This is a genomic window from Marinovum sp. 2_MG-2023 (assembly GCF_030548265.1).
Lineage (GTDB): Bacteria > Pseudomonadota > Alphaproteobacteria > Rhodobacterales > Rhodobacteraceae > Marinovum.
The window spans coordinates 90,827-111,185 of record NZ_JAUOSD010000016.1 but is presented as its reverse complement, the minus strand read 5'-3'; the positions used below and the strand labels follow the sequence as shown (position 1 = coordinate 111,185).

Here is a 20,359-nt window from a genome sequence, read left to right as displayed (position 1 = left end):
CTTCGGGTAATTTTTACGCGCCCCTGTTGGGCGTTTCGCAACATAATTACTTTGCAGGCGCAGAAAATCAAGCCTTATTAGGTCAGCGCAGGCGACCTATTGTGTAGCTGGGGTTGATGTTTTCGCTTTGAATATAATGGTTTAGGGCCGTTTCATCCGGGTTATGCGACGTTTTGGTTTCTTGCGCCGCCAACCCGCCGGAAATGAACAAGGAATCAATATCTTCGCCCATTGCGCCGTCGATGTCGGTATGGGGGCCGTCACCGATGGCAATGATCGCATTGTCTGCGACACCGGGGCGGATCTCGGCCAGACGGCGACGGGCCAGATCATAGACCGGGGGATGTGGCTTGCCGAAATAGAGGCTGGTGCCCCCCATTTCAGTATAAAGCGCCGCCACGGCCCCGGCGCAATATTCCCGGCTCTCGCCGCGATCAACGACGATGTCGGGATTGGCGCAGAGCAGTTTCAGGCCTTTTTGCTTGGCAAACAACAGATCCGGGCGCAACACGGCGGGATCGGCCAGGGCGTCAAACGGGCCGGTACAGACGATGCCGTCGGCCTCCTGAAGGGGCACGCGGTTGATGGTGACCGGGTCCGAGATCAATTGCAGCGGTTGAAAGAACCGTCCGTCGCGCTGTTCGCCGATGTGATAGACGTTTGAACCAACCGCGCCGGTAAACATTGCGGCGCGGGCGCTGTCGCCGCTGGTGGCGATTGTGTCAAACGCATCATCCGGCACATTCATCTTTGCCAATTGTTCGGCGACCTCGTCACGCGGCCGCGGAGCGTTCGTCAAAAGCACCACGGTGCCGCCACGTGCGCGAAAGCCTTGCAGGGCGGCGACGGCCTCCGGGAAAGCGTCGATGCCGTTGTGCACACACCCCCACAGGTCGACAAATGCCGCGTCGTAATGATCGGAGATCTCGGAAAAGGACTGGATGATCTGGGTCATGAATGCCTCGCATGTCGGTGTGGCTCAGGTGTACGACATGCGGGGCTGGGGTCAACGGGTCAATAGCCGGGGATGCAATGGCATGCACCGCCCGGCGTTTGGTGATCAGCTTCACAGCGCCTGCCACATGGCGAGGTCAAGTGCCGCCGTCCAGGTACAACGGGGTGTCGGTTCCGCGGACCGGGAGGATCATCACGCCGCCATTGCCCGTGGTCACGCCCAAGTTCGGATTGCCCTGAAAGGCAAAGATCCCGGCCCTGTGGTTTCCTTGACTGTCGTCGGGGTGGAAGGGCCGGGAATTGCGTATTTCAGGAAGAGAAGAAGGGTCTATCGCGCGTAAGGGTCGGCCAGCGCGGGCAAGATCCGGCCTGTGCAGGCGCCAAAGCCGATCTGATATCCGTCGCCCCGTGCCACGCCGGACAGGGTCAGCGTATCGCCGTCTTCTAGGAAGGTGCGGGTCTCTTCGGTGTCGAGTGTCAGCGGCTCCTTGCCACCCCAGCTGAGTTCCAGAAGAGAGCCGCGCTGATGTTTTTCCGGGCCGGAAATCGTGCCAGAACCAAGCAGGTCGCCAGAGTTCATCGGGCAGCCCGAGGTGGTGTGATGCGCCAGCTGCTGGGCGGCGGAATAATACATCACGTTGTAATTGGTCTCGGCGATGGTAGTTGGTGCTTTGCCCGCCGGGGCAAGCGTCACCGACAGGTCGATGTCATAGAGCATCGGGCCCGCGTCGCGCAGGTGCGGCAGCAACTCTTGTTCCCGTGCAGGCGTGTCACAGCGGAAAGGTTCCAGCGCCGCTTTGGTCACGATCCAGGGCGACAGGGTGGTTGCGGTTGCCTTGGCCTGGAACGGCCCAAGCGGTTGATATTCCCAGGCTTGGATGTCACGTGCGGACCAATCGTTCAGCAGCACATAGCCAAAGATCATGTCGTCAGCTTCGCGAACGGTGACCGGGCGGTCGGAGGGTGTGCCGACAATGGCCCCCATTTCCAGTTCCAGATCAAAGCGGGCACAGGGGGCAAAGCGCGGCAGGGCGTCGTTCGGGCCTTTCAACTGTCCCCAGGGGCGGCGCACATCGGTGCCGGACACCACAACCGAAGACGCGCGCCCGTTATAGCCAATGGGAATATGCAGCCAGTTCGGGGGCAGGGCGTTTTCCGCCCCACGGAACATCGTGCCGACATTGGTGGCATGGTGGCGGCCGGCATAGAAATCGGTGTATTCGCTGATCAGGAACGGCAGATGCATTTCTGCGGCATCCATATCGATCAGAAAGGGTTCCACCGTGGCGCGGACGTCGCTGCCGGCGATGAACAGCCCGGTCAGGGTGTTGCGCAACCGGTCCCAGACGTCTGAGCCAGCCTCCAGCACTTCGTTCCAGAACGGCACGTCGAACAGCGGCTCTTTGCCGAAGTTCAGCAAGCCGACCTCTTCTGCTGCGCGGCAGTCAAAGATCTTGTCGCCGATCGCCACGCCACAGCGCGGCTCGCCCCCGCCAACCGAAAAGACACCATAGGGCAGGTTGTTCAGCGGAAATTGCGTATCGGGGGCATTGGCGCTTTCGACCCAGCTTTTCATCAGCGGCATGTGGTTTCCTTTGTTAAGTGCTGCGCGGGATGCGCATCGCCTTTGCGTCAGGCGGTTATTTGTCAGGTAGCAGTTTTGTCAGGTGGCAACTTTTGCTGCCGCGTCAGGTTGGCGCTCGGGCATGGCGCTGGCGATTGCGTCAATCTGCTGGCAGCGGGCATCAATGTCGGTCAGACGCCCGAAAGGGGCCAGATCACATTGCCAGCGGCGGGCGTTATAGAGCTGGCCAACAAGGCAAAGATCCGCAAGCCCGGGGCTGTCGCCGAAACAAAAGGCGGTGTCGGGGCGGATCAGATGTTGAAAGGCGGTGAAGCCTTCGGTCATCCAGTGGTTCATCCAAGCGACCGCATCGTCCTGGGAATGGCCCAGAGATTTCAGGTGGCTTACGACCTTCAGATTGTTGACCGGATGGATATCCAGCGCGATTTGATCGGCCGCTGCACGGACCTTGGCCCGCGCGATTGGATCAACCGGCAGGAGTGCCGGTTCGGGATAGCGGGTTTCAAGATAGTCGAGTATCGCCATGCTTTGCGTCAAGACGGTGCCATCATCCAGCACCAGCGTTGGCACGCCTTTGCCCGGATTCAACGTCTGGTACGACTCGTGCCTCTGGTCGCCTGCGACCAGGTCAACCGGCACGATGTCATAGTCCAGCGATTTCAGGTTCATCGCCGCGCGGACCCGCAGCGACGTGGTGGATCGCCAATATGAGTATAGCTTCATGTTTTGTCGCTTTCATCACGGGATTGTTCAACACGGGCTTTTTCGTCACGGGCCTCGCGGCGGCGTTGCAGAACAACCGCCACGATCAGCCCGCCAAAGAGCAGCAGGATCGGCAAGATCACCACAAGTTTCAGGGACGCGCCAGTCATCTTTGCCTCACTGCCAGTGCCGGCTTATTTCTTGCCCGGCGTGCCATCGAATTTCTTATCCAGGTCACTCCAGCAATCAATATAGTCATCTTGCAGCGGGGCCTCTTGCGCGGCAAAGGCGGTCAGATGCTGGGGGAACCGGGTTTCGAACATGAACGACATGGTATTGTCGAGCTTCTCTGGTTGCAAATCGGCGTTTGACGCGCCTTCAAAGGCATTGCGATCCGGGCCGTGCGGCAACATCATGTTGTGGAGCGACATGCCGCCGGGCACGAAGCCCTGGGGTTTGGCATCGTATTGGCCGTAAATATTGCCCATGAGTTCCGACATGATGTTTTTGTGATACCACGGCGGGCGGAAGGTGTCCTCCATCGTCATCCAGCGTTCGCGGAACAGGACAAAGTCGATATTTGCGGTGCCTTCGACGCCGGACGGGGCGGTCAATACGGTAAAGATCGACGGATCGGGGTGATCGAACAGGATCGCGCCAATCGGGCAATAGTCGCTGAGGTCGTATTTCACCGGGGCATAGTTGCCATGCCAGGCCACCACATCCAGCGGGGAATGACCGATGCTGGTTTGATGGAATTGGCCGCACCATTTGACGGTGACTGTTGATGGCGTTTCGCGGTCCTCGAATGCGGCAATCGGGGTTTTGAAATCGCGACGGTTGGCCATGCAATTGGCCCCGATCGGGCCGCGGCCGGGCAGGTCGTATTTCTGACCATAGTTTTCGCAGACAAATCCGCGCGCCGGGCCCTCGACGACCTCGACCCGATAGACAAGCCCACGCGGAAGGATGGCGATTTCACCCGGCGCAAGGTCGATAATCCCCAGTTCCGTGTAGAACCGCAGCTTGCCCTGTTGTGGCACGACAAGAAGTTCGCTGTCCGCCGAATAGAAATAGGAATCCTGCATGGATTCGGTGACCAGATAGATATGGCTGGCCATGCCGACCTGGGTGTTCACGTCGCCGGCCGTGGTCATGGTGCGCATTCCGGTGATCCAGGTCAGCGGTTGATCGCTGTTGGGCACCGGATCCCAGCGGTATTGGCCAAGCGACACCACATCCGACACCACATGCGGGGCGGTTTTCCAGTAGGGCACGTCGATCTTTTCAAACCGGTGGCTGTGTTTGACAGAGGGGCGGATGCGATAACACCAGGTGCGTTCGTTCTGGTGGCTGGGCGCGGTAAAGGCCGTTCCCGAAAGCTGCTCACCATAAAGCCCATAGTTGCACTTCTGCGGGCTGTTGCGCCCCTGGGGCAAGGCACCGGGCAGGGCCTCGGTTTCGAAGTCATTGCCAAAGCCGGGCATATAGCCGGGGGTCGTGCCAACCGGTGTCTGGGCCTGGGTCATGGGGCGGTTCATTGTCGGGGTGACTGGGGAATTTGTCATCACGTGTCCTCCTGCTGGAGAGGGAAGTAATAGTTGAATTTGTAACTAACAACGATTATCCTTCGCGATATGACAAATAATAGCGCATCAGATGGCGGGTTCGATTTGAACCTGTTCCTGCCCTATCTGCTGAATCAGGCGGCCGAGGTGTCGTCGTTGGGATTTCAGAAGGTGTACAAAGACCGCTACGGGATGCTGGTGACCGATTGGCGGGTGTTCTTTCATCTTGGGGTCTATGGCCGGATGACGGCGCGGGATATCGGGCGGGTGGCCAATATCCACAAGACCAAGGTCAGCCGCGCTGTTGCCAGATTGGAGGCGCGGCGCTTTCTGATCCGCCAGGAGGATGACGCAGATCGGCGGGTGGAACATCTGATGCTGACCCCAATGGGGCAGGCGGCCTATCGTGATCTGTATGGTGTTGCCGAGCAATATGATGCGGCGCTGGTGGCCGGGCTTGACCCTGACGATGTTGTTGTGCTGCGCCGGGTCCTGCAACAGCTGGCCGGTCGGGCGGCCAAAAGCACGGTCTAGACGGGCAATCGGCGTGTTCTGTCCCAAATGCTGGGCAGGATGGCAATCAAAGCTTGATTTGTTGCAGCGGGGCAGACACCCCTTGAGACAGACCAAAGACAGGAGGGCCAAAGACAGGCGACCTGCGGCGTGCGGTTTGCCGGTGTCTGAAATGCCCGCCGACGGCCTTATCGCGCCAACTTGAAACCAACTGCCATTGGGTTACGTCCCGAAACGACCGCCGCGCCCGATTTTTTCAAACCTCCAATACGGAGCCCCGATATGTTGCTACAGATCGAGTCCTATCTGCATTATCGACTGTCGGCGGAAACCGATATTCTGCTGCAAATCGAGGCGGCGATCCTGCCGGATCAACGGATCATCGCCCCCTATCTGCAACCCGGCCCGACCTTGCATTTCGCGCGCGTCAACGCCGAAAGTTCGGTGGGAGAGCGGATCTGGATGCGGGTGGCGGGTGATTTCACCTGCCAATACCGCGCTTCGGTCGAGGTCGATCGCGCCAACCCGGATCTCAATGCGCTGGCGTCGGTGCCGCCGCATCTTTTGCCGGGCGGCGTGGTGCAATATCTGATGCCGTCACGCTATTGCCCGTCGGATCAATTCCAGAATTTCGTGATCGAGGAATTCGGCTCACTGTCCGGTGGGGCGCGGGTGATGGCAATTGCCGATTGGGTGGCGCGCAACATCCGCTATGTGCCGGGGGCCAGCCATGCGGGGACAACCGCGCTGGACACATTTGTGCAACGTCAGGGCATTTGCCGGGATTTCGCCCATGTGATGATTGCCATGGCGCGGGCCTCGACCATTCCGGCGCGGTTTGTCAGCGCCTATGCACCGGGGGTCGAACCGCCCGATTTTCATGCCGTGGTCGAGGTGTTTCTGGATGGCGGCTGGCAGTTGTTTGATCCGACAGGCATGTCCACCGCCAGCACCATTGCCCGCATCGGGGTCGGGCTGGATGCGGCGGAAACCGCGTTTCTGACCAGCTACGGGCCTGCGGAATTGGTGACACAGACGGTGTCGGTGGTCGAAACCGCCGCCAGGAATGGCTAGGGCAACATGCAAAAAGACACGCGCGTCAAGGGCGCAAAACTTCGTCCCGGGTTCTTGCGGGAAATGAAACGCGGCGAAGAGGCGGCGGTAGATGCGCTGTTGCACGCGGCGTTCGGGCGCAAGACCGAAGCGCAGTTGATCGCGCAATTGCGCAAATCCGGTGCCATTGCGGGCGAAAGCGTCCTGCCGCTGGGCCGGGGAGTTGCCGGTTACTTCGCCCTGTCGATGATGGTCAAACCCAAGGGCTGGCTCTGTCTGGCGCCGGTGGCGATTGCCCCGGAGTGGCAGGGGCAGGGCTTTGGCCGCCGTATGCTTGGCATGTTGTCGGGCTGGGCCGGGGCCAGCGGCGCGACGATCGTGGTGTTGGGCGATCCGGCATACTACGAGCGGTGCGGATTTTCACAGGCGCGGGCGGCGCGGTTGTCCTCGCCATATCCGATTGCCCATACATTGTTGATGGCGCCGGGGCAGGACATGCCAGAGGCAGAATTGGTCTATCCGCGCGCGTTCGGCTGAGGCTTTTCGCGCCTCTCATCCGCCCTGACAGGCGTCTTCGATTGTTCTTGTCAATCCGGCCGGGATCGGTGCAACTCACTGCATGTTTCAGGCCAAAACCCAAAATCCCCCGCTTGCCATTCTTCTGATGCTTGGCGCGACGGTGTTCATCGCCAGTTCAACCGCCTTTGCCAAGGCGTTGGGCGCCGGCGCGATTGCCGGTTCCCTGCATCCCTTGCAGGTCACATTCGGGCGGTTTTTGTTCGCGGGCCTGTTTTTCGCCGGTATCGTTGGGGTGTCGCGGCTGAAATATACACGGGTGCATTGGCGGCTTCATCTGCAACGCACCAGCTGTGGCTGGGGCGGGGTGACATTGATGTTTGCCGCCGTGGCCGCGATCCCGCTGGCGGATGCAACGGCGATTTCCTTTCTCAACCCGGTGTTTGCAATGATCCTTGCGATCCCTTTGCTGGGGGAACGGGTCGGCCCGGTGCGTTGGGCGGCGGCGGGGTTGGCCTTTGTCGGGGCATTGGTGCTGTTGCGGCCCGGAACTGGCGCGTTTCAGCCCGCCGCCCTGCTGGCGCTGGGCGCGGCGATGTTGCTGGGGCTGGAGGTGATCTTCATGAAGCGTCTGACCGGGCGAGAGGGGCCGTTGCAGGTGCTGTCGATCAACAATGCGATCGGCCTGGGCATCGCGACATTGGTGGTGCTGGTCTTTGGGCGCAGGGTCTGGGTCTGGCCCACGCTCGCGCAATGGGGCGGTATGGCGGGGGTTGGCCTGTCGATGGCCCTGGCCCAGAGTTGTTATCTGAATGCCGTGTCCCGCGCCGAGACCAGTTTTATCGTGCCGTTCAGCTATGGCACGTTGATTTTCGCCGCAGTGATTGATTTCGGCGTCTTTGGTGTGGTGCCGCGCCCGGTGTCGGCACTGGGAGCAGCGATCATCATTGCCGGCGGCGCCTTGCTTGCATGGCGCGAGGGTCGGGCTGCCACCCGGCGGTCCGCAGCGGGGGCTGCCCCTAGGCCTTGAGCCGCGTGCCGCGCCGGAACATGGTCCAGCCGATAAATCCCACCGCAAGAACCGAAACGATGGACACCGCCAGCCCCAACCAGGGCGACGAATCAGAGACCCCGACCATGCCATAGCGCACACCGTCGATCAGATAGAACATCGGGTTGATATGGGTGATCTCGCGCAGGACCGGCGGCAGGGCCTGAACCGAATAAAACGTACCGGACAAAAAGGCCAAGGGTGTCACGATGAAATTGGTGATCGCCGCCATCTGATCGAATTTCTGTGCCACGATGCCGGCAATAATGCCCAAGCCCGCCAGAAACGCCGCGCCCAGGATGACAAACACCAGCATCCAGACCGGATGGGCAATGCCAATCCCGAGGAACAGCACCAGACAGGTCGCTATGACAATCGCCACCACAACCCCGCGCGCCACACCACCCGCCAGATAGCCGATCACCAGCTCCAGCGGCGACAGCGGCGGCATCAGCGTATCCACAATATTGCCCTGTACCTTTGAAATCATGATCGAGGACGAGGCATTGGCAAAGGCGTTCTGGATCACCGTCATCATCAGGATGCCGGGGGCAATGAAATGGGTGAACGGCACCCCCATGACATCACCGCGCCGTGGGCCGATGGCGATGGAAAAGATCAACAGAAACAGACCGGCGGTTACCAGCGGCGCCAACAGGGTCTGGGTCCAGACGGCAAGGAATCGCTGAACCTCGCGCTGGCACAACGTGAACAGCCCAAGCCAGTTCACCGCGCCAAAGCGCCGACCGCCCATGTCCAGTCCCATGTCCAGTACGGTGCTTTCGGGTGTGTGCCCTGTTTCGCCCATGTTGATTCTCCCTTACCGATTCGCGGCCTTGTAACTCAGCCACGAGTGACTAGAATAGGAGCTTGACCGAAATTCCAAGGGCAGCCCGTACATGAGGCTGCTTTTCTCGTAAGGATACCCGATGGCCTGGACCGATGAACGCGTCGAATTGCTCAAAAAGATGTGGGGCGAGGGGCAATCCGCCAGCCAGATCGCCAAGGAACTGGGTGGTGTGACGCGCAATGCCGTGATTGGCAAGGTGCACCGGCTGGGCCTGTCGAACCGGGCCGGCGTCGGCCCCGCAGCCAAACCAGAACCGGCCAAGGCGGCGAAGGTCGAGCCCAAGATCAAACCAGTGCCCAAGGTCGAAGCCAAGCCAAAGGCCGAACCGGTGGTGGAAACCGCAGTTGTGCCCAAGCCGGTGACACCGGCCCGCCGTCAGATCATCCCGGCCGGCCAGCCGCTGCCGCCGCAACCCTCGGCGAATGAGATCAGCCCAGAGGCGCTGGCCAAAGTGAGCGAAATCGAGAAGAAGGCCAAGCGCCTGACCTTGATGGAGCTGACCGAACGCACCTGTAAATGGCCGGTTGGCGACCCTGCGACAGATGATTTCTGGTTCTGCGGGCTGCCCGTGAAACAGGGCAAACCCTATTGCGAGGCACATGTCGGCGTGGCGTTTCAGCCGATGTCGTCACGCCGCGACCGCCGCCGGTAAAAGGCCGGTCACCGCCGGCGCCGTATTGGCGGCTGAAAAAATCCGCGCAAGCGCTGCCCACAGTCGGGCCGCTTGCCCCGGTTGACGGTACTTGTTTGTTGGCCGGGGGCGGGGGTGTGACCGGCGCTGACAGGGCACTCACACCGACAGCGCGCGGGGCGGATTAGCGCGCCGCGCAGCCCCGGATATCGACCGCGTGATTGTGCCCCAGCACGGTGAACCTGAGCCGGGAACGATCCACCGCGAATGCCGTGCCGTTGACGTGGCTCATTTCTGTGACCGCAATCAAGTCGCGGCCTTCGCGACGGGTCACGGCCTCGGACACCCAGATCGCCGGGTTGGCGGTTTCGATCACCACAAATTCGGGCCCGCCCGCCGATGCCATCGGGATCGAGGCGGTCACGGTCATGCCCCCCGCCTGTGGGGAAATGCGACAGGTGACCTTGCCCACTTTGGCCTCAGCCGCGCTCAGCGGTTGATCCACCATTGCCGCCACCAACCGTGGGTCACGGGTGCCACTGCGCGGCAAGACCCCGGAAAAGGTCAGCGTCGCCGGAACGCAGATGTCCTTGCAGACGCCCAATTCCATCTGGGCCCGCAATTGCACCTCGCGCCCCGCTGCATCCGGTCGGATCACAAAGGGAATCACCACATCGCCGGGATAGCCGATCGAGGTCATGCCATTCTGGTCCATCACCCGCGGCGTCGGCCAGACCGGGCGCAGATCACCGATGTTGCGGCTGCCGGACCAGTTGAACCGCGGCGGAATTCCGGCATCGCCGGGGCTGCGCCAATAGGTTTTCCATCCCGGTTTCAGGTCGATCAAAAGACCAGCCACGTGGCTGCCATCCGCCTGACGCCAGCCCGGCAGAAATTCCGCCCGCGCAATTTCCTGGCTCGGCGACTGTTGTGCTACCGCTGCCGTCGCCCCCGAAAGACCCAAGGCGCAAACGACAATTTTCATCAAATTTCGCATCATGCCCCCAGACCTGCGCCAAAGCCGACGGAAATCCAACTCACTTTGTAGCGAGACTTGCGTGTTGTGTCCCAAGCGACCATCTTTGTCGGGCAATGTGACTCTGGGGAGACCATCGTAATGGCCAAAACGCTGTCGGATACTGGCAATAGTGACCTGACCGGGCAACTTTTGATTGCCATGCCGGGCATGCTTGATCCGCGGTTTGCCCATTCGGTGGTGTATCTTTGCGCCTATTCCGACGAAGGGGCGATGGGGCTGATCATCAACAAACCGGTGGCGGATCTGTCGCTGGGCAGCCTGTTGTCACAATTGGATATTGCGGTGACCGATGATTTTGCGCCGGGGCCGCTGCATTTTGGCGGACCAGTGGAGCAGGGGCGGGGGTTTGTGCTGCACTCGCCGGATTACGAATCGCCAGTGGCGATGCTCGCGGTGGATGACAGCATGTCGATGACCGCCACAGTGGACGTATTGGAAGAAATCGGTGCCGGACGCGGGCCGCAACGGCGTCTGGTGGCGCTCGGCTATGCCGGGTGGGGGCCGGGGCAATTGGAAAACGAGCTGGCCCAGAACGGGTGGCTGACCTGTGACAGCGACCCTGATCTGGTGTTTGACCTTCCGGATGCGGAAAAATGGGAGGCGGCACTGGGTACGCTGGGGATTGATGCGCTGGCCCTGTCGGCCACGGCGGGGCGGGCATAAGGCGGCGGACATAAGACGGCACAGTCCCGGACTTGATCCGGGACCTCCGTGCAAAGGGACGATGAGGTCCCGGATCAGGTCCGGGACCGCGCAGGTCGCCTAGGCCGCCGTCCAGATCCAGGCACCATCATCGCGGCGTGCCCGCGTGGCGCGGCCTTCGTGCCAGAGGTGGATGCAATGTGACATCGCTTCGACCATGGCCAGGCCATATTCGCCTTCGCTGATTTTGCGTTTGAACAGCGGTGCAAAGCATTCGGCGGCGCTGTGCGGCGTTTGCAGGTGGTCCGCCAGCCGGGCAAGCGCGCCATGATGATTGTCGATCAGCTGTTGCAACCGCATCGACAATCCGGTGAACGGCAGCTTGTGCCCCCCCAACACCAAATGATCCTCGCGTGCCATTGGCAGGAACCGCTCACAGCTTTCCAGCCAATCCGCCACCGGATCTGCATCCGGCTCGGTCGCATAGACGCCGATATTGGACGAAATCGAGGACAGGATCTGATCCCCGGCAATCACCAGATTGTCGTCGAGGCTCCAGAAGGTGAGGTGGTCCGGCGCATGGCCATGGCCGAAATGAACAACCCAGCGCCGCCCGCCGATGGTGACCTCATCCCCCGCTTTCAGACGGTGAAAGCCCAGGGGCAAGGGGGCCACGACATCGGAAAAGTTGAAGGGACGCTCGCCTATGCGTTTGGCCAAAACGTCAGGATCCATGCCGCAGGACCGCCAGAACGCCAGCGTTTCCGGCGTTGGCCGATCCTGCACGTCCAGCGACAACATGCGGGCAAACAGCCATGCGGTGCGGCTGGTCCACAGCGTGGCGCCATGTTCTGTCTGAAACCATCCGGCCAGACCGATATGATCCGGGTGGTGATGTGTGACGATGATGCGGCCAATCGGCTTGCCCGCCAATGGCCCGGACAAAAGCCTTTGCCAAATGGCGCGCGCGCGTTTCGTGTCAATTCCGCTGTCAATCACGGTCCAGCTGTCGCCGTCGTCCAGCGCATAGATATTGACGTGATCCAACGCCATCGGCAGCGGCAACCGCATCCAGAGCACGCCGGGTGCGACCTCGGTTGCGGTGCCTTCGGCGGGTGGTTCTGGCCAGGGGGTGCGGATGCCGGGTGCGCTGCCGTCCATCACGAGGCCAGATCTTCCGGCGTCAGCGCATAGAGGGCCGCCGCCCCGGCACCTGCCTGCTCCAACAGGCTGGCATGTTCTGGCAAAAGCCGCTCCACATAGAAGCGTGCCAGCCTGCCGCGTGCGCTGTCTGCGCCTTCGGCGGCTGCCGCTTTCAGGTGGAAATGCCCGCCCAGCACGCGCGCAAACCCCATCAGGAACGGCACGGCGCCGGCAAATCGTGCATTCATGTCGGATTTTTCCGCCATTGCATCGACCACTTCGCGCAGGGTTTCCGATGCCTGCCAGACCGGTTCCGCCAGATCCGGCAGCGTGGCGCGCAGCCCCTCTGCATGGGCCTCGACCTCGTCCAGAAGGGCGTTCATCGCGTCGCCGCCATCCATCATTTTGCGCCCGACAAGGTCCATCGCCTGAATGCCATTGGTGCCTTCGTAGATCGCGGTGACGCGCACGTCGCGGTAATACTGCGCTGCTCCGGTTTCTTCGATGAACCCCATGCCGCCATGCACCTGCACACCCATTTCGGCCACGCGCATGCCGGTTTCGGTGCCAAAGGCCTTGGCGATTGGAGTCAGAAGTGCGGCTCTTGTGGTCCAGTTCGCGTCGCCGGTGGCATGGCCCATGTCGATTGCCTGGGCACAGGCGACGGCAATGGCGCGTGCGACAAAGGTGTCTGCCCGCATGGTGGCCAGCATACGGCGCACATCCGCATGGTCGATGATTGTGCCGGTGCCGCCCTCGATCGGGCTTCGGCCCTGTTTGCGATCCAGCGCATAGGCCAGCGCGGTCTGGGTCGCAGCCTCGGCCTGGCCCAGACCCTGAACGCCGACCCCAAGTCGCGCGTTGTTCATCATGGTGAACATCGCCCGCATCCCGTCATGGGCTTCGCCGACCAGCCAACCGGTCGCGCCATCGTATTCCATCACGGCAGTGGGCGAGCCATGCAGACCCATCTTGTGTTCCAGCGACACCACCCGCAGCGAATTGGCCACGCCCGGTGCGCCGGTTTCATCGGGAATGAACTTCGGCACAAGAAAGAGCGAGATGCCCTTGGTTCCTGGTTTGCCATCGGGCAGACGCGCCAGCACCAAATGGCAGACGTTTTCGGAAAAGTCGTTATCCCCCCAGGAGATAAAGATTTTCTGCCCTGAAACCGCATAGGTGCCGTCGCCGTTTGGTTCGGCCTTGCTGCGCAGCGCGCCAACGTCCGACCCTGCCTGCGGCTCGGTCAGGTTCATCGTGCCGGTCCATTCGCCGGCAATCAGCTTGGGAATATACAGCGCCTTCAGCGCATCCGAGGCATGGTTTTCCAAGGCCTCGATCTGGCCCTGGCTCATCAGCGGGGCCAACTGCAAGGACAGACACGCCCCCGACATCATGTCATTGACCGCAGTGGTCAGCATCATCGGCAACCCCATGCCGCCATGCTCTGGTGCGGCGGACATGCCGATCCAGCCGCCTTCGCCGATTGCGCGATGTCCTTCGGCAAACCCGGGCGAGGTGCGCACAACGCCGTTTTCCAGCACCGCTGGGTGCAGATCGCCGTTGCGTTGATATGTCGTCAGCTTCTCTTCGCAGAGCCGCGCAGCCTCGCCCAGAACGGCCTTTGCCATTTCGGCTGTCGCTTCGGCAAACTTGTCGGTCGCGGCAACAGGGGCGAGCGGCACAATGTGACGCAGGATGACATCATAGTCGTTGAGCGGGGCGGAATATGCCATATATTTTCCTTGCAAAGTCTTTGCTTTAAGCCTGACTCTAGCTATACGCCTGCGAAATTCTGCGACAACCGAAACGCGGCGTCACAGGGAAGGTTGTGCTGACCGATGACTGATTTTGACCGATGACTGATACTATTGCTGAGCCGATCATCACAGCGCGGCTTGATCCCAAGGGGGACGGTATTGCAGGCGCGGTAAAGGTTCTGGCGCAGGGGGGGCGGGTCGCTTTTCCAACGGAAACGGTTTACGGGTTGGGCGCGGATGCCCGCGACGGTCAGGCCGTGGCGGGGATTTACGCCGCCAAAGGCCGGCCCAGTTTCAATCCGTTGATTGCCCATGTGGCCGATGTGGCCACCGCGCAGCGCTATGTGATCTGGGATGATGTGGCCGACCGGATTGCGGCGGCGTTCTGGCCCGGACCCTTGACGCTGGTCCTGCCATTGCGGCCCGATGCGGGGATCTCACCCTTGGTGACGGCGGGGCTGGACACGCTGGCGCTGCGCCTTCCGGCGCATCCGCTGGCGCAGGAGCTGCTGCGGGCCTTTGACGGGCCTTTGGCCGCGCCTTCGGCCAATCTGTCGGGGCGGATCAGCCCGACAACAGCCGAACATGTGCTGGCCGATCTGGACGGGCTGATCGAGGCGGTTCTGATGGGCGGGGCCTGTTCCGTCGGGGTGGAATCGACGATTTTGGCCTTGGGCCCCGAACCGACCCTTTTGCGCCCCGGTGGATTACCGGCCGAGGCGCTGGAGGCCATGTTGGGTGTCCCGCTGGCCAGCGGTGGCTCGGCAGAGACCCCGACATCGCCGGGGCAATTGCTGTCGCATTACGCGCCGTCCGCCGGGCTGCGGATGAATGCGCAGACGGTCGAACAGGGTGAGGTTCTGCTGGGCTTTGGCCCGGTCCCGGGCGACATGTCGCTGTCCCCCGCTGGCGATCTGCAGGAAGCGGCGGCGAATTTGTTCGGGGCGTTGCACCTGCTTGACAGGGGCGGCCCCAAAGGGATCGCCGTGGCCCCGGTGCCCGACCATGGGTTGGGACGGGCCATCAATGACCGGTTGCGCCGGGCCGCCGCCCCACGGGATTAGGCCCGCAGGCGGAACCGCATTACCGTCGGTTGGTCACTTTGTCATGCAGCCGCAGGACAATCCGGCTGGCGGTTTTTTCAAAGAACGCCGGCAGGATCGCATGGACCAATGCCGCGCCGGCGGCAAGAAACAACAGACCCGAAAACCGCAGGGCAAAGCGCAGGTGCTGGCCATAGCTTTCGTTGACCGAAGCGGGATGTGCGGTGAAAAAGGCGACGGGACCGTGTGAAGGCATGGGGTTCTCCTGCTGTTTGCAAAGATCTTGTTGGTGACAAAATACCAAGCGATGGCGGTCAATCCGTCCCAAATCTTCTTGCTATTGCGTCTGTCTTTGGGACATGATCCCATCAATGACCCAGCTTGACGCATTTGATCTCAAGATTCTGCGGGCGCTGCAGAAGGATGCCAGCCAGAGCATGGATGCCCTGGCCGAGGCGGCCGGCCTGTCGCGCAATGCCTGTTGGCGGCGGATGCGCATGCTGGAAGAGGCGGGGGTGATCCGGGGGCGTGTCGCGCTGTTGGATGCGGCCAAGGTCGGCTGCCCGCTTCAGGTCTATGTGCTGGTGCGCACCAATGCCCATGATGCCGCCTGGATGGAGAAATTCGGCCGCGCGGTGCAGCTTTTGCCGGAAATCACCGCCGCGCATCGCATGACCGGCGATCTGGACTACATCCTGCGGGTCCGGGTGGCGGATGTGCCGGCCTATGACGTGTTCTACAAGAAATTGATCGCCATGGTGCCGCTTTCGGATATCTCTGCGAGTTTCGTCATGGAAGATATAAAAGACACCACAGCAATGCCGTTATAAGCCGAGGTTCCATGCAAGAACATGATATTTCCACCACCGCCGAAGCGGCAGAAGCCGCAGCCTTGCCACGGCGAATCGAAGTGTACGCAGAGGGGCAGGCGCCCGCGAAGGGCCTGCCACCCGCGGATTGTCTGACCAATCGCCCGGTGGCACAAAAGAGTGCGGCAGAATGGGCCTATGAGCGGCTGGTGCTCTATATCCGTGATTTCGAGGCCGGATTGGACAATGAACACGAGGTGGCCATGGGGTTCACCGGCGGTCAGGCCGGGATCTTGCGGATTGAGGGCATGGGCTATTTCGATCCCGACATCATCACCTTTCATGGCACCGATGCCCAGGGTATCCGCACCCAATTGGTGCAGCATGTCAGCCAGTTGAACGTGCTGCTCCGCGCGCTGCCAACCCAGGTTGAAACTGCCGCCCCGCGCCGCATCGGGTTCCGTTTGGCGGAGCAATTGGAAAAAGTCGCCCGCGAGGCTGACACCGAAGCGACATAATCGCGCGTTAGACCGGCGATATCAGCTCGAGGCGTGACAGCCCAAGAGGAATCCGTTACATCGACCGGGAACACGATCCAAAGGACCAATGACATGGCTGAACACAAACACGGCGAAATGGACATCTCCGTTCAGGAAGACACCTTTAACGGCTTTATCACTGCGTCGACGCGCGTGGCGGTTGCGTCGATTCTGGTGCTGATTTTCCTCGCCATTTTCAACAGCTAAGCTGTCTTTCGGGGGCAAGATCCGATGAAGAAACTGATTGTGGCCTTTGTCGGCCTTGCCCTTCTTGCGGCATGTGGCACAACGTCAGAGCGGACACGCTATGACGATGCGGAAACCGTGGCGCGTGCGGCCTATCGCCATGATGGCCCGCCTGCGCTGACGCTTTATACCATGGTGAACGCCACCACCGGGGCCGGCGCGCATACCAGTTTGATGATCAACGGCTCGCAGCGGGTGATCTTTGATCCGGCGGGGTCGGTGCAGCATTCGCAGATCGCCGAACGTGCCGATGTGCTTTACGGTATTACGCCGCGGATCGAGAAATTTTATGCCAGCGCCCATTCCCGCAAGACCCACTATGTGGTGATCCAGCGGATCGAAGTCTCGCCCGAGGTTGCCGAAAAGGCGCTGCAACTGGCGATCAACAACGGCGCAGTGGCCCAGGCGTTCTGCGCCAATTCCACATCGCAATTGTTGCAGAAACTGCCGGGCTTTGACGGGATCAAGACAACCTTTTACCCGGTGAAACTGAGCAAGCAATTCGGCGCTTTGCCCGGTGTCGTCACCCGTGAGCTGCACGAGACCGACGACGAAGACAAATCCAAGGCCATCGCTGAATTTGACGCGGAACTGCGGGCGCAAGCGCCGAACTGATTGCGGCCTGAGGCCAAGGGGTGGGGCCCTAGGGGCGGCGTCAAAAACCGGCCCATCACCACCACACCACGGACCGCAAGGCCCAGCGCGATCAGCGACGGTTTTGTGCATGGTGCAGAGCGCATGCTTTTGGCAGCGGCGCAGCGAACCAATACTGCCCCCCATGATCCTCCGTTGCCATCAGACCCCATGCTATTACCGCCGCCCCTGACGGCGGCCTGATGATGCGTTAAGATCACAGAAGCCGCCGTCCACCGGGCGGCTCGATCAAGTCAGAGGCGCCTCGGGCCTAATTCCCCGAAGGAGACCTGAATGACCCTCCACGACCTCTGCAACCGCTACCTCGACGCTCTGAATACTGGCGATTTGGAAGGGGTGCGCGCCCTCTTTACCGCCGACGCCGAGATCGTGTCGCCGCTCTACGGCGTGCGGCCGGCACAGGATTTCTACGCCGAACTCTTTGCCGACACCTCCCGCTTGCAAACGGCGCTGCTCAACATCTTTGACCGCTCCACCGAAGGCCGCTCCGTGGCGCTGCATTTCCGGTACGTCTGGACCCTCGCCAGCGGCAAGATCGTGGAGTTCGAATGCGTCGATGTCTTTGAACTGACCGAGGACCGGCACCTCTTTGCCCGAATGACCATCATCTACGACACCGCCCCCCTGAGAGCCGACTTCGACGCATCCCGGAAACAAGCCTGAGCTTTGGCAGGTTTTGGGTGGTTGGGTTTAAGGGGGAGGTTTTGTTGTGGAGGCTGTGAGGGCTGCTGTGGAAGGCGGCCCTTGGCGCTTGGTCCTTAGCTGACCTTGACCAGCGTTACGCTTGCCGCTGCGCAGATTCCCAAAAGCGGACGTCGAACACACACCAGTTTTATGCAACATCTCTACCGTCTGATTTTGCCGGGTTTCTTCGTACTGGTGCATAAGCCATGATTTGCGCACCAAAGGCACAGAAGGTGACACTGCTAAGGCGGCTTAAGAAAAACTATTCAACGTGTCGCGTTCCATGCGTTTAACCTCGCGCCAAACAGACGCTCCGAAGATGCGAGAGATTTGCTGGTCCGACTTTGCCTCTAAATCTCTGAATTTTCCTGGTGCCAAAAGTTGCAAATGGGCAATCTTCTGCTCGCGGCTGTAGGTATCGAAGTTTGGAAAATAGGTGCTATCGCGGTAATTATGCCTAATCTGATGGTATGCTTTGACCAGCCGCTTGACGTTGTTTGCGCGTTCTTGCCCGAACTTCCTTACTACGGCATTCCTTATTTGGACATCCATTTTTGTTAACAGGCTGATGTCATTGATTTGCGAGAAGTAGAATATCCAGCCCACTGTGCTGTCAGAGAATCTACAGCCGGTAATACGCAAGTTAGCACGCCAGATCGCTCGCTCAACATTATCTGAAGTAGCACCGAAGATGATTTCCATGATACTTGTCATGAGCTTCTTCTCCGTTTCCTGTCTGACCGTGACTTTGTCGCCACCTATTGAGTAGCCCAGGTAAAGGACACTCGAGCCGGGTTCACAGATCAACGATTTCCCAGTCCCCAATTGATGGCAGCTCAGTTTCTTTTCTCTCTTGAGCCGCTTTGAGATGTCCTTGGCGAAGTGCTGAGCTTCGCGACCCGCGCAAATGCAAAGGACATCATCAACGTAACGGTGATATTTAAGGCCCAACATGGACCCATACCGATCATCAATTGTCCTCAGATATATTGACGAGAGTATGTTGGAGATGCTGAGGCCCTGCGGAACGCCAGTTTCATTGGCTTTTTTGCTTGCAACAGTTGCTCCAGTCGGAGTTCTGAGCGCACTAGAGATCATTGATAATGGATTTTCAGTTCGCATCCTCGACCTAAGTGTTTTCAGGAGAATTTCGTGATTGATTGCATCATAGAACGATTGAATGTCTAGCTTGATGAAGCAATCGCCCTCACGCATTTCAGCCACAGAACTCAACACTGAAGTGATAATCGGGTGCGCGTGTTGTGGACGGCAATCGTGGAAAATTTCTGAAAGAAAATTGTTCAGCGCCCTTAAGGCCACCCTGTCCCTTAGGGTCGGTATCGAAACCTGCCTAGGAGGACTAAAGGCATCTTTCAGTAATAACTTCTGACGGTAAGGAGAAAATCGATAGGAACCAGTCAAGGCGCGCCGCGAAATCAGCCCCACTTCATCGTCTCTCCGAGACATAAAGCCATCATAGCCCGTTCCGTCAACTCCGCGTGCAACTCCATCTTGCAAATGCAATTCAACGACTTCTTGGAGCGCGCCTTCAGAGAAGTGCTCAGAAAATAACTGTGAAGATGTACGACTCACGGCGAGGCCGGGGTTGATGATAGGAGATCTGTTCCATAGAGCGCCATTGCAAAAGGCAAAAGTGCGAATGAAATCAGAGCCAAGCGTGCAAGCAACCACCAACCTGCGTAGACGATCCGTTCCCAGCGACCTAACACAGCTTTCTTACCAGGCGGGGACTCAAGTTTCTGAACGGGGTCCAAAATATTGTTAACCAACAGTCTCATGTAGTCACCATTGGTGTGGTTCGGGTAATGCCCTAAAACATCGATATAGTCTTTTTCCAAGGAAGCATGGGCTTCTTGCTTGGAAGCGCGAAGTCTCTGCAATGCTAGGTAACATGATCGGTGATTAGCTGCTGCTTCGCCAAACTTAAAACCAAAAATGAGCAACGAAAGGCAAAGCGTTGTAATGGATGTAAACGTAAGGATGCTCTCTTTGTTTTCATCAATGTTTGTATGATTCAGAACCGAAATACCGATAGATGCCAAAGCAAACAATGCCAAGACAATATGGAAGTACAGCTCAAGAAAACGACTGCGCTTCTCGGCCATCATATGGCATCGTTCAGTGATCCAAATTCTATTCAAAACTTTGTTTATATGTTCTTCCATTCGTCAATCTTTTTTGTGCGGGCGTATTATTTCATGGCTTTGATCCTATTCTGAAGAACAGGATGGGCGAACGTTTCCGTCCGTCAGGCTTTCGCCTGTTACTTACAGAGACCAACCGAAAGGTTAGCCGAGCACAGGGCTCACGCCCGCACAAACTGGATTTAGCCATAATACGAGCGTTTTACAATATT

24 protein-coding genes are annotated in these 20,359 nt (G+C 59.7%); 12 read left to right on the top strand and 12 right to left on the bottom strand.

The features are described from left to right. Positions 1-82 precede the first annotated feature (82 nt). The 5 genes from Q4577_RS17195 to hmgA all read right to left on the bottom strand — a co-directional run bounded on the left by Q4577_RS17195 (position 83) and on the right by hmgA (position 4,782). Positions 83-955 carry a TIGR01459 family HAD-type hydrolase gene (locus tag Q4577_RS17195; protein WP_303471021.1) on the bottom strand — a complete coding sequence of 291 codons (873 nt, stop codon included), beginning with the start codon at positions 953-955 and terminating at the stop codon, positions 83-85. Between the two features lie 327 nt (positions 956-1,282). Further along, on the bottom strand, positions 1,283-2,539 hold the full coding sequence (gene fahA, locus Q4577_RS17190; protein WP_303471020.1) for a fumarylacetoacetase: 1,257 nt from the start codon (positions 2,537-2,539) through the stop codon (positions 1,283-1,285). Between the two features lie 78 nt (positions 2,540-2,617). Further along, a complete protein-coding gene (maiA, locus tag Q4577_RS17185) occupies positions 2,618-3,262 on the bottom strand; it encodes a maleylacetoacetate isomerase (protein ID WP_303471018.1) in 645 nt (214 codons plus the stop codon). Further along, positions 3,259-3,411 carry a hypothetical protein gene (locus Q4577_RS17180; RefSeq protein WP_244688531.1) on the bottom strand — a complete coding sequence of 51 codons (153 nt, stop codon included), beginning with the start codon at positions 3,409-3,411 and terminating at the stop codon, positions 3,259-3,261. The genes maiA and Q4577_RS17180 overlap by 4 nt, the downstream gene beginning before the upstream one ends. 24 nt (positions 3,412-3,435) lie before the next feature. Then, positions 3,436-4,782, bottom strand: coding sequence for a homogentisate 1,2-dioxygenase (gene hmgA / locus Q4577_RS17175; protein WP_244688927.1), 1,347 nt, complete (start codon positions 4,780-4,782; stop codon positions 3,436-3,438). A gap of 96 nt (positions 4,783-4,878) precedes the next feature. Here hmgA and Q4577_RS17170 point away from each other — a divergent pair, with 96 nt between their 5' ends. The 4 genes from Q4577_RS17170 to Q4577_RS17155 all read left to right on the top strand — a co-directional run bounded on the left by Q4577_RS17170 (position 4,879) and on the right by Q4577_RS17155 (position 7,921). Continuing rightward, entirely contained in the window at positions 4,879-5,343 is a 465-nt protein-coding gene (locus Q4577_RS17170; protein WP_303471013.1) for a MarR family winged helix-turn-helix transcriptional regulator, read from the top strand. A 261-nt stretch (positions 5,344-5,604) separates the two neighbouring features. After that, positions 5,605-6,396, top strand: a complete 792-nt coding sequence (locus Q4577_RS17165) for a transglutaminase family protein (RefSeq protein WP_303471011.1) — start codon at positions 5,605-5,607, stop codon at positions 6,394-6,396. 6 nt (positions 6,397-6,402) lie between these two features. Continuing rightward, entirely contained in the window at positions 6,403-6,912 is a 510-nt protein-coding gene (locus Q4577_RS17160) for a GNAT family N-acetyltransferase (RefSeq protein WP_303471009.1), read from the top strand. Between the two features lie 82 nt (positions 6,913-6,994). Next, positions 6,995-7,921: a DMT family transporter gene (locus Q4577_RS17155; RefSeq protein WP_303471006.1), complete on the top strand. Its 927-nt coding sequence runs from the start codon at positions 6,995-6,997 to the stop codon at positions 7,919-7,921. Here the strand turns inward: Q4577_RS17155 and Q4577_RS17150 are convergent. Continuing rightward, entirely contained in the window at positions 7,911-8,696 is a 786-nt protein-coding gene (locus Q4577_RS17150; protein WP_244688928.1) for an ABC transporter permease, read from the bottom strand. The genes Q4577_RS17155 and Q4577_RS17150 overlap by 11 nt on opposite strands. A gap of 175 nt (positions 8,697-8,871) precedes the next feature. Between Q4577_RS17150 and Q4577_RS17145 the strand changes: the two genes are divergently transcribed. Beyond that, positions 8,872-9,444, top strand: coding sequence for a GcrA family cell cycle regulator (locus Q4577_RS17145; protein WP_244688540.1), 573 nt, complete (start codon positions 8,872-8,874; stop codon positions 9,442-9,444). Between the two features lie 163 nt (positions 9,445-9,607). Here Q4577_RS17145 and Q4577_RS17140 read toward each other — a convergent pair whose 3' ends face one another. Continuing rightward, positions 9,608-10,408 (bottom strand): protein-disulfide reductase DsbD domain-containing protein, encoded by an 801-nt coding sequence (locus tag Q4577_RS17140; RefSeq protein ID WP_303471003.1) that lies wholly within the window; start codon positions 10,406-10,408, stop codon positions 9,608-9,610. A gap of 132 nt (positions 10,409-10,540) precedes the next feature. On the opposite strand from Q4577_RS17140, the gene Q4577_RS17135 reads away from it, so the two are divergent. Next, positions 10,541-11,125, top strand: a complete 585-nt coding sequence (locus Q4577_RS17135; protein WP_303471002.1) for a YqgE/AlgH family protein — start codon at positions 10,541-10,543, stop codon at positions 11,123-11,125. A gap of 99 nt (positions 11,126-11,224) precedes the next feature. On the opposite strand, the gene Q4577_RS17130 is transcribed toward Q4577_RS17135, so the two are convergent. Together Q4577_RS17130 and Q4577_RS17125 are read right to left on the bottom strand one after the other, a co-directional pair. Further along, on the bottom strand, positions 11,225-12,265 hold the full coding sequence (locus tag Q4577_RS17130) for an MBL fold metallo-hydrolase (protein WP_303471001.1): 1,041 nt from the start codon (positions 12,263-12,265) through the stop codon (positions 11,225-11,227). Beyond that, on the bottom strand, positions 12,265-13,983 hold the full coding sequence (locus tag Q4577_RS17125) for an acyl-CoA dehydrogenase (RefSeq protein WP_303470998.1): 1,719 nt from the start codon (positions 13,981-13,983) through the stop codon (positions 12,265-12,267). Before Q4577_RS17125 ends, Q4577_RS17130 begins: the two co-directional genes overlap by 1 nt. Before the next feature lie 122 nt (positions 13,984-14,105). Between Q4577_RS17125 and Q4577_RS17120 the strand changes: the two genes are divergently transcribed. Continuing rightward, complete coding sequence (locus Q4577_RS17120) at positions 14,106-15,071, top strand: L-threonylcarbamoyladenylate synthase (RefSeq protein ID WP_303470995.1); 966 nt, start codon at positions 14,106-14,108, stop codon at positions 15,069-15,071. Between the two features lie 19 nt (positions 15,072-15,090). Here the strand turns inward: Q4577_RS17120 and Q4577_RS17115 are convergent, their stop codons facing one another. Further along, positions 15,091-15,306, bottom strand: coding sequence for a DUF6356 family protein (locus Q4577_RS17115; RefSeq protein ID WP_303470993.1), 216 nt, complete (start codon positions 15,304-15,306; stop codon positions 15,091-15,093). Positions 15,307-15,421: 115 nt separating this feature from the next. Between Q4577_RS17115 and Q4577_RS17110 the strand changes: the two genes are divergently transcribed. The 5 genes from Q4577_RS17110 (at position 15,422) to Q4577_RS17090 (ending at position 17,961) form a co-directional block, all read left to right on the top strand. Then, positions 15,422-15,880: an Lrp/AsnC family transcriptional regulator gene (locus Q4577_RS17110; protein ID WP_303470991.1), complete on the top strand. Its 459-nt coding sequence runs from the start codon at positions 15,422-15,424 to the stop codon at positions 15,878-15,880. An 11-nt stretch (positions 15,881-15,891) separates the two neighbouring features. Next, positions 15,892-16,377, top strand: coding sequence for a DUF6173 family protein (locus Q4577_RS17105; RefSeq protein WP_303470989.1), 486 nt, complete (start codon positions 15,892-15,894; stop codon positions 16,375-16,377). Positions 16,378-16,470: 93 nt separating this feature from the next. Beyond that, a complete protein-coding gene (locus tag Q4577_RS17100; RefSeq protein ID WP_244688553.1) occupies positions 16,471-16,605 on the top strand; it encodes an aa3-type cytochrome c oxidase subunit IV in 135 nt (44 codons plus the stop codon). 24 nt (positions 16,606-16,629) lie between these two features. Further along, positions 16,630-17,259 (top strand): hypothetical protein, encoded by a 630-nt coding sequence (locus Q4577_RS17095; RefSeq protein WP_303470987.1) that lies wholly within the window; start codon positions 16,630-16,632, stop codon positions 17,257-17,259. Between the two features lie 312 nt (positions 17,260-17,571). Then, entirely contained in the window at positions 17,572-17,961 is a 390-nt protein-coding gene (locus Q4577_RS17090) for a nuclear transport factor 2 family protein (protein WP_303470984.1), read from the top strand. Between the two features lie 273 nt (positions 17,962-18,234). Here Q4577_RS17090 and Q4577_RS17085 read toward each other — a convergent pair whose 3' ends face one another. Together Q4577_RS17085 and Q4577_RS17080 are read right to left on the bottom strand one after the other, a co-directional pair. Beyond that, positions 18,235-19,575, bottom strand: a complete 1,341-nt coding sequence (locus Q4577_RS17085; RefSeq protein ID WP_303470981.1) for a reverse transcriptase domain-containing protein — start codon at positions 19,573-19,575, stop codon at positions 18,235-18,237. After that, complete coding sequence (locus Q4577_RS17080; protein ID WP_303470979.1) at positions 19,572-20,168, bottom strand: SLATT domain-containing protein; 597 nt, start codon at positions 20,166-20,168, stop codon at positions 19,572-19,574. Before Q4577_RS17080 ends, Q4577_RS17085 begins: the two co-directional genes overlap by 4 nt. Positions 20,169-20,359 lie beyond the last annotated feature (191 nt).